This is a genomic window from Streptomyces sp. NBC_01210, assembly GCF_036010325.1.
Taxonomy (GTDB): domain Bacteria; phylum Actinomycetota; class Actinomycetes; order Streptomycetales; family Streptomycetaceae; genus Streptomyces.
The window spans coordinates 6,334,572-6,346,731 of record NZ_CP108549.1; the positions used below are offsets into that span (position 1 = coordinate 6,334,572).

At 71.0% G+C, this 12,160-nt stretch carries 11 protein-coding genes; 2 read left to right on the forward strand and 9 right to left on the reverse strand.

Annotated features, from left to right (window positions below):
- Positions 1-4: 4 nt before the first annotated feature.
- From OG735_RS28955 to OG735_RS28980, 6 genes are all read right to left on the reverse strand, one after another.
- Positions 5-1,462: a penicillin-binding transpeptidase domain-containing protein gene (locus OG735_RS28955; RefSeq protein WP_327326073.1), complete on the reverse strand. Its 1,458-nt coding sequence runs from the start codon at positions 1,460-1,462 to the stop codon at positions 5-7.
- Positions 1,459-2,838, reverse strand: coding sequence for an FtsW/RodA/SpoVE family cell cycle protein (locus OG735_RS28960; protein ID WP_327326074.1), 1,380 nt, complete (start codon positions 2,836-2,838; stop codon positions 1,459-1,461). Before OG735_RS28960 ends, OG735_RS28955 begins: the two co-directional genes overlap by 4 nt.
- A gap of 133 nt (positions 2,839-2,971) precedes the next feature.
- Entirely contained in the window at positions 2,972-4,261 is a 1,290-nt protein-coding gene (locus OG735_RS28965) for a HAMP domain-containing sensor histidine kinase (protein WP_327326075.1), read from the reverse strand.
- The gene (locus tag OG735_RS28970) at positions 4,258-4,980 is read right to left on the reverse strand and encodes a hypothetical protein (RefSeq protein WP_442812508.1); all 723 of its coding nucleotides are present in this window, start codon (positions 4,978-4,980) and stop codon (positions 4,258-4,260) included. The genes OG735_RS28965 and OG735_RS28970 overlap by 4 nt, the downstream gene beginning before the upstream one ends.
- A gap of 312 nt (positions 4,981-5,292) precedes the next feature.
- A complete protein-coding gene (locus tag OG735_RS28975) occupies positions 5,293-5,595 on the reverse strand; it encodes a zinc-ribbon domain-containing protein (protein WP_327326076.1) in 303 nt (100 codons plus the stop codon).
- Positions 5,592-7,670, reverse strand: a complete 2,079-nt coding sequence (locus tag OG735_RS28980; protein ID WP_327326077.1) for a PBS lyase — start codon at positions 7,668-7,670, stop codon at positions 5,592-5,594. Before OG735_RS28980 ends, OG735_RS28975 begins: the two co-directional genes overlap by 4 nt.
- A 115-nt stretch (positions 7,671-7,785) precedes the next feature.
- Between OG735_RS28980 and OG735_RS28985 the strand changes: the two genes are divergently transcribed.
- A complete protein-coding gene (locus OG735_RS28985) occupies positions 7,786-8,586 on the forward strand; it encodes a nuclease-related domain-containing protein (protein WP_327326078.1) in 801 nt (266 codons plus the stop codon).
- 68 nt (positions 8,587-8,654) lie between these two features.
- Here the strand turns inward: OG735_RS28985 and OG735_RS28990 are convergent, their stop codons facing one another.
- The 3 genes from OG735_RS28990 to ligD all read right to left on the reverse strand — a co-directional run bounded on the left by OG735_RS28990 (position 8,655) and on the right by ligD (position 10,969).
- Positions 8,655-9,086: a DUF4440 domain-containing protein gene (locus tag OG735_RS28990; protein WP_327326079.1), complete on the reverse strand. Its 432-nt coding sequence runs from the start codon at positions 9,084-9,086 to the stop codon at positions 8,655-8,657.
- Between the two features lie 66 nt (positions 9,087-9,152).
- Positions 9,153-10,097 (reverse strand): ATP-dependent DNA ligase, encoded by a 945-nt coding sequence (locus OG735_RS28995; protein WP_327326080.1) that lies wholly within the window; start codon positions 10,095-10,097, stop codon positions 9,153-9,155.
- Entirely contained in the window at positions 10,094-10,969 is an 876-nt protein-coding gene (gene ligD, locus OG735_RS29000; protein ID WP_327326081.1) for a non-homologous end-joining DNA ligase, read from the reverse strand. Before ligD ends, OG735_RS28995 begins: the two co-directional genes overlap by 4 nt.
- 49 nt (positions 10,970-11,018) lie before the next feature.
- Here ligD and ku point away from each other — a divergent pair, with 49 nt between their 5' ends.
- Positions 11,019-12,119, forward strand: a complete 1,101-nt coding sequence (ku, locus tag OG735_RS29005; protein ID WP_327326082.1) for a non-homologous end joining protein Ku — start codon at positions 11,019-11,021, stop codon at positions 12,117-12,119.
- The last annotated feature ends 41 nt before the right edge of the window (positions 12,120-12,160 follow it).

Genomic DNA, 12,160 nt, shown 5'->3' on the forward strand with positions numbered 1-12,160 from the left:
GGGATCAGTCTCGCAGCGCCGCCTCCATCACCGCCCGGGCGATCGGCGCCGCGCTGCCACCGCCGCTGATCTCGCCGCGCACCGCTGCGGCCTCCTCGACGACCACCGCGACCGCGACCGCCGGCCGGGCCGCGCGGTCCGCCTGCGCCCAGGAGATGAACCAGGCGTACGGCGTACCGGAGTTGCCCATGCCGTGCTGTGCCGTACCGGTCTTGCCGCCGACCCTCGCCCCGTCGATCCCGGCCTTCGCGCCGGTGCCTTCCTCGACTGCGTCGACCATCAGCTGCTGGAGCTGCTGCGCCGTCGAGGGGCTCATCGCCCGGTGGTACGACTTCCGGCTGTGCCGGGAAACGGTGTGGCCGTCCGATGTGGTCACCCGGTCCACCAGAAAGGGACGTCTGATGTCGCCGCCATTGGCGACCGCGGCCGCGACCATCGCCATCTGCAGCGGCGTTGCCGCGGTGTCGAACTGCCCGATCGAGGAGAGCGCCAGCTGGTCCACGGTCATCCGGGTGTCGAAGTTGGACGCGGCCACGCCCGAGGGAATCGTCAGCCCGCGGTCGTTGAAGCCGAACCTGTCCACCACGTCCAGCATTCCGGGCATTCCGACCTGCACCCCGAGATGTGCCATCACGGTGTTGCACGACCACTGGATGGCGTACGCGAGCGAGGCGTTGGCGCAGCCCTTCGCCTCATTGGGGAGCGTGGTCGAGGTGCCGGGCAGGACATACGGATCGGGCGTGCCGGTCGGCGCGTCGACGTCGGTGACCACGCCGGCCTCCAGCGCGGCCGCGGCCGTCACGATCTTGAAGGCGGACCCGGGCGGATAGGTCTGCCGGATGGCCCGGTTGAGCATCGGCTGGACACTCGAACCGTTGAGCCTGGTCCAGGCGTCGGTGACCTGCTTCCCGGTTCCCGAGAGCAGACCGGGGTCGTACGAAGGGCTGCTGACCAGTGCCAGGATCCTGCCGGTCGACGGCTCGATCGCCGCGACCGCGCCCCTTCTGTTGTTGAGGCCGCTGAACGCGGCCTGCTGCATCGAGGGCTTGATGGTGGTGACGACATTGCCGCCGGGGTGCTGCGTGCGGCTGAGGTCGTTCCAGAACGGGATCCGGGTGAGCAGCGAGGACGCACCGGAGAGGATGGAGTCCTCGGCGTTCTCGATGAGCGAGGTGCCGTACGTCTGCGAGGCGTAACCGGTGACGGGTGCGTACAACGGCCCCTGCGGGTAGGTGCGTTCGTAGCGCAGCTGCTCGCCGGTGTCCTGGGAGCCGGTGACCGGTCCGCCGCCGGCCAGGATGTCGCCGCGCGGCTCGTCGTAACGGTCGATGACCAGTCGGCGGTTGGCCGGATTCTTGTCGAGCGATGTGGCCTCGATGACCTGCACGCGAGCCGCGTTGACCAGCAGTGCGACCAGGAGCAGCAGACACAGGACGGCGGCCCGCCGGATGTAGCGGATCACCGCTCGCCCTCCAGGACCGGTGCGAGCACACCTGGTTCGACCGGCTCGGGCTGCGGTGTGCGGGCCGAGTCGCTGACCCGGATGAGCAGCGCCACGATGACCCAGTTGGTGACCACGGACGAACCGCCCTGCGCGAGGAAGGGCATCGCCATCCCGGTGAGCGGGATCAGTCCCATCACGCCGCCCGCGATGACGAAGACCTGGAGCGCGAGGATCGAGGCGAAACCGATGGCGAGCAGCCGTCCGAAGAGGTCGCGCAGTGCCAGTCCGGCGCGGTAGCCGCGGGCCACCATCAGCGCGTACAGCATGAAGACCGCGGTCAGGCCGACCAGGCCGAGCTCCTCGCCCGCGGTGGCGAGGATGAAGTCGGACTTGGCGGCGAAGCCGATGAGGATGGAGTGGCCGAGTCCCAGTCCGGCGCCGAGCATCCCGCCGGCGGCGAAGGCGAAGAGTGACTGGGCGAGCTGGCCCGGGCCCTCGCCGGCGTCGATGGAGGCGAAGGGGTCGAGCCAGTCCTCGACCCGGCTGTGGACATGCGGTTCGAAGGAGCCGACGGCGACTGCGCCGGCCGCGGCGAGCAGCAGCCCGACGGCGATCCAGCCGGTCCGGCCCGTCGCCACGTACAGCATGATCACGAAGAGCCCGAAGAAGAGCAGTGAGGTGCCGAGGTCCCGCTCGAGCACCAGAACGCCGACGCTGAGCAGCCAGATCGCGACGATGGGGCCGAGCACGCGGCCGGTGGGCAGCTGGAGCTTCCAGATTCTGCGGCCGGTGTACGCAAGGGCGTTGTGGTTGGCGGCGAGATACGAGGCGAAGAAGACGGCGAGCAGGATCTTGGCGAACTCGCCCGGCTGGAAGGACAGTCCGCCGATCCGGATCCAGATCTTGGCGCCGTTCACGGCGGGAAAGAGGATCGGTACGAGCATCAGCACAAGGGCAGCGACGACCGAGAGGTACGCGTACCGCCGCAGAATCCTGTGGTCGCGCAGGAAGACGACGACGGCGATGAACAGGGCGACGCCGAGCGTGGACCAGATCAGCTGGGTGGGCGCGGCCGCGTTGCTCGGGGTCTCCAGGTCGAGACGGTAGATGAGCGCCAGGCCGAGGCCGTTGAGGAGGACCGCGATGGGGAGGAACAGCGGGTCGGCGTACGGGGCGCGGTAGCGGACGGCGAGGTGGGCCAGGAGGGCCAGCACACCGAGGCCCGCTCCGTAGTGCGCGGCGTCCGGCGGCACGGCGCCGCTCTTCGTCAGGCCCACGTCGATATAGCCGTAGACGGAGATGAGGACGGCGCAGACGAGGAGCGAGAGCTCGACACCCCGCCGCTTGGGGAGGCGTAGATCGGGCGGGGGAGCGTCCGCCGTCGTTGCGGTCATGCCACGCAACGTAGCAAGACGCAAGCCTTATGTCCCTTTATGTCATAGGGCGTCGAAGAAGAGTGTGCGGAAGAGTCGACGGAGCGTCATTGTCTGGATATCAGCGGGGCGCAGAGCCGATGTTGGCGACGCTTCACTCCGCGCACGGCTGAGCGGCGGCTTCGCCGTCGCTCACGAACTGTATGTACTCGGGAAGCGTGAGCCGGGCGACCGCACCGCCCTCCGGCGCGTTCAGGAAGCGCAGCTCCGCGCCGATCACCGCCGACTGCCCGACCGCGATGGTCAGTCCGAGCCCGTGCCCCTTGCTGGCGCTGTCCGTACGGAACCGCTGCGGCCCGTGCTCCAGCAGATACTCCGGATAGCCCGCCCCGTGATCGCCGACCGTCACCACCCCGCCGTCCACGGTCAGCACCACCGGCGGCTGCCCGTGGCTGTGGGCGTTGGCGACGAGATTGCCGAGCACCCGCTCGAGACGCCGCTTGTCGGTCTCGACCGTCGCATCGCGTACGACCCGTACCTCCGTGTCCGTCGCGGAAGCCCGTACCACCCGCTCGGCCAGATGCGCCAGCTCGTGCACATCCAGGTCCACCGTCTCGCTGCCCGCGTCCAGCCGGGAGATCTCCAGCAGATCCTCGGTCAGTGAACGCATCGCCCGGACCCGGTCCCGTACCAGCTCGGTCGGACGGCCCTCCGGCAGCAGCTCGGCCGCGGCGGACAGACCGGTCAGCGGGGTGCGCAGCTCGTGCGCCACATCGGCGGTGAAGCGCTGCTCGCTCAGCAGCTTGCCCTGCAGGGACGACGCCATGGTGTCCAGGGCGCCGGAGACCGTGGCCACCTCGTCCTGGGGGCGCGAAGGGTTCTTGGTGCGTGGGTCGTTGACGCGGGCGTCCAGATCGCCGGCGCTGATCCTCCGCGCCACCTGCGCGGTCAGATGCAGCCGCCGCGTGACCCGGGTGACGGCGAAGGCGCCCACCAGCAAGGTCGCGCCGATCGCCAGCACCGAGGAGCCGACGATCGCCTGGTCGAGACCGCTGATCGTGTCGGCGCTGAGGGTGTAGTCGACCCGGACGGCGATTGCCCGGCCGTCGGCGGGCCCCGCCGCCCACATGGTGGGGCGGCCCTGGAAGTCGGCGACCATCGTGCCGCGCTTCCCGCCGACGGCGAGCTCACGCAGCGACCGGGGCAGGCCCGGCGGATCCACGCCCGCGTGCGGGCGCATCGGATCGCCCGCCTCGTAGGCCCGTGTCACATCGACCAGCCGGCCGAGAGCCTTCTCCCGCGCCTGATCCACCGTCTGCCGGGTCACCGCGACATGCACCAGCGCACCCAGCATCGCGGCGAGTGCGCAGCACATCACGGTGATGAAGACCGCGGCCTTCCAGGTGAGGGTCGCGGCCCAGCGAGGCAGCCGCAGCCGTCTCACGACGCGCCCGCCGATGCCTTGTGCGCGGGGGAGCGGGGCGGTTTGACCCGTACGATCTCGTCGCTGGTGGGAAGCATCGCACCCTGCTGGCCGTCCCAGGACCAGGCGGTCCGGTACTCGTATCCGGGGATGCCGGCCGAGACCGACCGCAGGATCACGTCACGGCCCGCGAGATTCACGCTGACAAGCTGGTCCGAGGTGGACATGATCCGGGTCAGCCCGCCCTTGGCCGGCATGTAGCAGCGCACCGACGTCTGTTGCTCGGGCATCCTGATGCCGATGATCAGCTCCTCCCGGCCGTCGCCTGTCAGATCGCGGTAGTACGGCTTGACCACCGGGCAGGACCTCGGCTTGTCCTTGCAGGTGTGGAGCTTCGCGACGGTCTCCTGGTAACGCCCGTCCATACCGGCGTACTCGTCGGGGTAGGCGTCGGCCTCGGCCTGCGCCACGGCGACCGGGTCCAGGGCGCGGACGCCGTCGCCGTCGCCCGGCACCTTGATACCGGGGACGCGCTCCGTGTCCGTCTCGCCGAAGTCGTTGGGAGGTGCGGTGACGGGCGGCAGATCGGGCCAGAGGCGGACCGGGCCGATGGCCGTGGGGGTCGCGCCCGCGCTCTTGATCCCGCCCTCGTCGCCGCAGCCGGACAGCACCGCGGCCGCGGTCGCCGTCAGCAGCGCCGCGTACGTCGCGTACCTCAGGCGGTGCGAGCTCGGGCTCAAGGGTCTCCTAGCGGGGGCGTTCGGCCGTGTCGTCATGCGTCACCAGGACGGATACCCCCTTTCCCGCCCGGGGTGACGCTACCGGGGGACCAGCAGCCCTGCTCAGGCCGGTCCACCCGGCGGCGCCGGGCGCGGTGGGGCCGCGGCCCGCCGCGGGCATCGCGGCGTTGCCGCGGGTGGTGATGTCCTCCGCACACGCCGGGCTGCCGCCCCGTCCGCCCCGAACCTCGCTGCCCCGGTCCGCCGCTGCCCCCGTGCGCCGCTGCCCTCGTCCGCCCCGGTCTCGCTGCCTGCCTGCCTTTCGGCCCGGCGTCAGTGCTGGTACGGCTGCTGTCCGGGCTGCTGCTGCGGCTGCCCGTACGCCTGACCGCCCTGCGCGCCCGCGCTCTGGACCTGCAGCTGCTCCGCCGTCTCCTTGCTCACGCTCGCCTCCGCGCCGCAGAACGTGCACTGCGTCGCGTACTTCGAGGAGAACGGGAACAGCGGCACGAAGAACAGCGTGAATTTCGTGACGCGCTTCCTGAGCGTGTGCGCGGACGGGTTGCCGCATTGGCCGCACACCAGCGTCATTATCGCCAGCTGGTAGAGGTATCCCTTGGTGCCAAAGATGATCATGCTTTTCCCTCCGTGGACAGTGCCTGCCGGCACAGGGCCAGCAGTTTCTCGTCAGTAAAGATGTCATGACTGCCGTATCCGCCGTCGATCGCGTTATGACGTCTTGCGGATCCCAGCTCGCCGCGGAGTATTCGCTCGGCGCCCACCGCCCCGTCGGCCGTCAGCTCCGCCAGGCATTCGGCCGTCGGCACGCGGGTGTGCGCCTGCCCCTCCCAGGCCGCCAGCAGCACCGGCCACGGGCGCTCCGGATTTCGCGTCACGCGCCACAGCGCGATCGCCGCGTCCACCCGGGTCCATGGCTCGGCCGCCCGCAGCAGTTCACCCAGGGCCGGAGCGGCCTCGGCGGCCGCCGCCCCCAGCGTGCCGAGCACTGTCGCCGCCGAGCGCCGGGCCGCGGAGTCGCGCTCCGACAGTGCCGCGCGCAGCACCGGCAGTACGGCCCCGGCGTCACCCTCGATCGCCCAGAGCGCGCCGGCGGTCCGCGCCGAGAGGGCCGCCGAGCAGCCGCCGCAGCCCAGCATCGCGCGTAGATCCGGCACGGCTTCGACTGCCGCCGGCCCGAAGGCGGTGAGCGCCCGTAGCGCCGACTCGGTCACCCACTCCTTGCGGTACTCCGGCGCTCCCCGAAGTATCCGCAGCACCTCGGGCACCGCGTCGGCGGCCCGCAGCGCGGTCAGTCCGTACAGCAGTGGTCCCGCCCGGTCGTAGAGCCGGGCGTCCAGCTCCATCTCGCCGAGGCGGTGGCGCAGCGCGGGTACGAGCGGTGCTGCGGCCGCCCCCAGGTGGTCGAGCGCGTACCCCAGATCGTTCGGCGCCTCGGGGCGCTCCAGCGCCCGCGCGAGCACCGGCACCGCGCGCCGGTCGCCCGCCCGTGCCAGCGCCGTGAGGGCGCTGCCGAGGGTAGGCGGCCCGCCCGCCCACTCCCGCACCCAGGCCGCGGGGTCAGCGGCGACCCGGTCCGCCAGTGCGTCCGCGGCGGGCCCGGCGAGCGAGAACAGCTCCTCCAGTGCGTCGGCGGCCGCCTCGGCCAGCCGTGGCTCCGGGTCGCCGAGCTGCTCCCCGATCAGACCGACCAGCTCCTCGTACGCACCGCGCCAGGTCCGCAGCAGCCCGCTGCTCATCCGTACGGCGTCGATCCGCTGCCCCCAGTCGGGGCTGCACAGCTGATCGGTCAGCAGTGCTGTCCGGTCGTCGACGCGATCGCCGAGACCGGAGTGCAGCGTACGGAGCAGATCCGCGGTCCAGGGGGCGTGGCGGCCCGCCGTATCCGCCTCGTGGCGCTCGCGCAGCTGCCCGATGAGCGTCGGCGTCGACGGCCGCTCGGCGGCTTGAGCCGTCACCACCGGCTCGGCGCGCAGCTCGCGCAGCAGGCCGGCCACGCTCGGTACGACATCGGTGGGCAGCGCCCCCGGCGCGCAGCGGGCGAGCTGCGCCAGCGCGGCCAAGCGCAGCCCCGGGCCGTACGACACCCGGGTCAGCCCGGAGAGCCATTGCACCACCTCGGGCGCCAGATGCTCGTGCCGCAGCGCTATCCGGCCCGCGGCCTCGACGCAGGCGAACCGCACTTCCGCGTCCGGCTCCACGCCCAGCCGGTCCCGCAGCAGACCGAGCACCAGCTCGGGATCGTCGTGCAGCGTGGCGAGCGCGAGCGGCGCGGCGAGCCGCACCCCGCGGTCGTCGGCGTCGACCAGCCCCAGGAAGGCGTCGGCGCCGGCGGTCACGGCCGACGCGGCCATCGCGTAGTTCGCGGCGTACTCGAACTCCTCGTCGTCCGGGTCCAGTTCGTCGTCGCCGTCCAGATCGATGCCGCCGATGCTGGTCAGCAACTCGACGATGCCGCCCCGGTCCTGGACGGCTGGATTCGCCACGAGCTCGAGAAGGAACGGGATGCAGGCGAGCGTCGAGTCGTACACATCGCCCTGGTGGTGCACCGCCCCGTACATCCCGTCGAGTGCCGTCTCGCGCTCCACCGGGTCCGCGGAAGCCAGTCCGCGCAGCATTTGCGGCACATCGTCCGCCGGGCCGTAGGCATGCCCCAGTGCGGCCCACTCGACCTCGTCGATCCCCCCGAACACGCTTGCCCCCTCCCAAGAACTGTGCGCTTGGGGAGAGTGTGCACCACAGCTCGGACATCGCGGGGTTATTGCCCCGAAGGTACGTGGGCTGTTCCCATGGTCGGGGGGTGGTGGCATGACGGGACTGCGCGTCACACCAGCACGCAGGCAGGGCCGGGACCGGCTGTACGTCAGCCTGCCGAACGGCCGGAGCATCGCCTGGTACGACCGGGACACCGGCCGGGTCAGCCTGGTCTCCGACCGTCACCGCGCCGATGTGCTGGCAGCCCTCGCCCCGTATCTCACCGACGATGTGACCGTCGGTCCGCCGCCCGTCCCCACCTCCGCCGACCTCGCCAGGCTGTCTCTGCACCCCGACGACGACCTGGCCCCCAACCGCCCCGGCGAGGCACTGCACGCCGAACTGGACCGTCTCCCCGCCGGCCACCGTTTCCGCCAGGATCCGCGCCGCGCCGAACTCGCCGCGCAGCAGCTGCTGGGCGGCGAGTTCGACCGGCTGGAGGGCGCGGGCTGGCGGATCCTGCACTCGGTTCCGCTGCCCGGCACCGAGCACATCGACCATCTCGTCATCGGGCCCGCCGGGGTGCTGGCCGTGCACACGCTCCAGGCCCGCCGGCTGCGGGTGCGGATCGCCGACCCCATGGTCCGGGTCGGCCGCGGCGAGCCGGTTCCACAGCTGCGCCTGGCCCGCCGCCGGGCCGAGCGCGCCGCGCTCGCGCTGACGGCCGCGGTACGCCCCGTGCTCGCCGTGGTCGGAGCGGCGCGGCTGGACGTGGTGCCCGCGCCGCCGGACGTAAGGATTCTGCGGGACGACGAGGTGCCTGCGCTGACCAGGCTCGGCGGCGTACTGAAGCCCGCGGACATCGAGGCGCTGTACGCGACGGCGCGCGACCGCCGCAGCTGGCTGCGCGTCTGACGCTGCGTCGCATCACGGGTCGGTAGTCAGCAGTCAGCAGTCAGTAGCCAGTAGCGAGTGGTCTGCGGTCAGCGGAGGTTGTCGCCCCAGCCGCCCTGGAGCATGGTCTGGAACGCCCACGTCCCGTCCCGCCTGATCAGGATGTCGGCGTACCGCAGCTGCTGCGTCTGTCCGTCCATGGTCATGGTCGAGTCCGTGAAGACGACGGCCATGGCGGGGGAGAGGAAGACGGGCGTACGCGTCGACTCGAAGGTGATGTCGTCACTGCCGTCACCCATCACCTGGCCCATGGCCTCGATGAACTGCTGCCGGTCCCACTGCGCGGAGGCGCCGTTGCCCGCCGAGTCGTCGCTGACCAGGTTGAGCGGGAAGACGGCGAGGTCCGCCATGCGCTCGACCTCGCGCTTGGCGCTGTGTGCGTCGTACGCGGCGAACCACGCCTCGATGCTCGCCAGTTCCTCGGGGGTGGGCGTGTATCCGGTGTCGGGCAGAACGGTCACGCCGTCTCCTCTTCACGTTTGACTACTTGAGGCAGGTATCCCCGGTCGTCGACTAATCAAACTTGATTAATTCCTTTCCTGATCCTGACTCAGGTCCCGATCCTGATCCCGATCCTGAGGGAGCCGCATCCGCAGCACCGTGGTGACGGTGTGCCGCGTCGTCCCCTGCTCCACCTCGGCCGTCACTCCCGGCTCTACGGTTCGGTACGCGATCTCGCCCACCCCGATCGCCATCGCCGTCCCGGTCTCGCCGGTCGCCCGCCCGTGCAGCGCGACCGCCGCCTGTGCGCGCAGTGCCGAAGCGAGCGGACTCGACACCACCGGGGTGTCGTCGTCCGGCAGTGCCAGCGCCAGCGCGGCCGGCCGCGCCGGAGTACCGGTGAAGCCGACGACCGCCGCATCGCGCGCATACGTGTGCCGCAGTTTCAGCCACGCGCGCGTGCCGCTCCGATAGGTCTGGTCGAGGCGCTTGACCACCAGCCCCTCGACGCCGATCGCGGGCAAGGTCTCGAACCAGGTGGCCGCCTCCTCGGCGTCCAAGGTCATCGGTACGGCCTGCAACGGCGGACCGAGCGGGCCGAGCAGCGCGACGAGCCGCGCGCGCCGTTTCTCGTACGCCAGCCGCCGCAGATCCTCGCCCCCTTCGGCGAGCAGATCGAAGGCCGCGTACGAAGCGGGCAGTCGGCGCGCGAGAGTGGGCGCGCGTCCCGGTGTGGCGGCCGCGCGCTTCTGTACGGCGGCGAAGTCCGTACGGCCCTCCGTCCAGACCACCACCTCGCCGTCCAGAACCGTGCCGTCCGGCAACTGCCGTGCCGCATCCTCGAGATCGGGGAAGGCCGAGGTGACGATCCGTCCCGAACGGGCCTGGAGCACCACCTTGCCACCGGCCCGGAAGATCACCATCCGGTGGCCGTCGAACTTCGGCTCGTACGCCAGGCCGTGGCCGCGCGGCAGTACGCTCACCGATTCGGCGAGCGCCACCTTCAGCGGGGGCCTCGGCGCGCTGCTCATGGCAGTGGCCCGGCCCGGTTGAGATTGATGAGCGGGCCGAGCAGATCCCCGTACCGCGCCAGCCGTGGCGAGATGTCGCCGATCCGGAAGTCGAGGTTCTGCTGTGCCTCGACCTCTTCCCAGGTCACCGGCGTGGAGACGGTCGGCTCGGCGCGGGCGCGCAGCGTGTAGGGCGCCGCGGTGGTCTTCGCGGCGGCGTTCTGGCTGTGGTCGACGAAGACCTTCCCGGGCCGCAGGGAGCGGGCCATCCGGTGCAGGATCAGCCCCGGCAGCGCGGCCTCGCCCTCGACGGCCAGGCTCTTCGCGTACGCGGAGACCTTCTCGGAAGGGGTGGGCTCCAGCGGCACGAGTACGTGCAGCCCCTTGGAGCCCGAGGTCTTGGCGTACGCGTGCAGTCCGTCCGCGGCCAGCCGCTCGCGCAGCCACAGCGCAACGGCACAGCACTCGACGATCGTCGCGGGCGCGCCCGGATCGAGGTCGAAGACCATACGGTCGGCGACCGCCGGCTCGTCCGCCTGCCACTGGGGCGTATGGAACTCCACGACGAGGTTCGCCGCCCACATCAGCGACGACAGGTCCTGGATGACGACCTGCCGTGCGTTCTTGTCCTCCGAGCGGGGTACGGCGGTGGTGCGTACCCAGGACGGCGTACCGGGTGGCGGGTTCTTGGTGAAGAACAGCTGCCCGTCCGGCCCGTCCGGGTACCGGAGGAAGGACACCGGACGGTTGGCGAGATGCGCGAGGATCGCGCCCGCCGTGGTGGCGTAGTAGTGCAGGATCTCGCCCTTGGTGGTTCCGGTGGCGGGGTGGATGACCTTCTCCAGGTTGGTGAGCGCCAGGCGTCGCCCCTCCACTTCCGTGATCGGCGTCATACGATGAGAATCCCATGAATCCCAAGATTTCGGATGAAAGGGATGAAACGTGCGATCCATATGGAACGGTGCGATCTCCTTCGGGCTGGTCAGCATCCCCATCAAGCTCGTCAACGCCACCGAGAACCACTCCATCTCGTTCCGCCAGATCCACGCCGCCGACGGCGGCCGGATCCGCTACCGCAAGGTCTGCGAGCTGGAGGAGAAGGAAGTGACGGCCGCCGAGATCGGCAAGGCGTACGAGGCCGCCGACGGATCACTCATCCCGATCACCGACGAGGACCTCGCCGCGCTCCCGCTGCCCACGGCGAAGACGATCGAGATCGTCGCCTTCGTGCCGGCGTCATCGATCGACCCGCTCCAGATGGACGCGGCGTACTACCTGTCGGCCAACGGCATCCCGGCCGCCAAGCCGTACACACTTCTGCGCGAGGCGCTCAAACGCAGCGAGAAGGTCGCCATCGCCAAATTCGCGCTGCGCGGCCGGGAGCGCCTGGGCATGCTGCGCGTCGTCGACGATGTGATCGCCATGCACGGTCTGCTCTGGCCGGACGAGATCCGCAGCCCGCAGGACGTCGCGCCGGACACCGAGGTGACCGTCCGCGAGGCCGAACTCGACCTGGCCGACGCGCTGATGAACACCCTCGGCGAAGTCGACCTGGACTCGCTGCACGACGACTACCGGGAGGCGGTCGAGGCCATGATCGCGGCCAAGGTGGAGGGTGGCGGCGTGTTGCCCGAGGCGGCGCCGGCGGAGCACGGCCCCGGCAAGGTCATCGACCTGATGGCCGCGCTGGAGAGCAGCGTGCGCGCGGCGAAGGAGGCGCGGGGCGAGGAGGGCGGGGAGGTCGCCGAGGTCACTCCGATCAAGGGGCGCAAGCGGGCGGCGGCCGCGCCGAAGTCGGGCGGTGCCGACGCGAAGAAGTCCACGGCGACGGCGGCGAAGAAAACGGCGGCGAAGAAAACGGCGTCCGGTGCCACCAAGTCCACGGCGACCAAGTCCACGGCGACCAAGTCGACGGCCACCAAGTCGACGGCGGCCAAGTCCACGGCGAAGAAGGCGACCGCGGCCAAGTCCACGGCGGCCAAGTCGGCGGCGAAGAAGACCACGGCCAAGAAGGCCACCGCGAAGAAGCGCGCCTCTGCCTGATCCTGGTCCGATCCCGGCCCGGGGCCTCGGGCTGAGCCGTC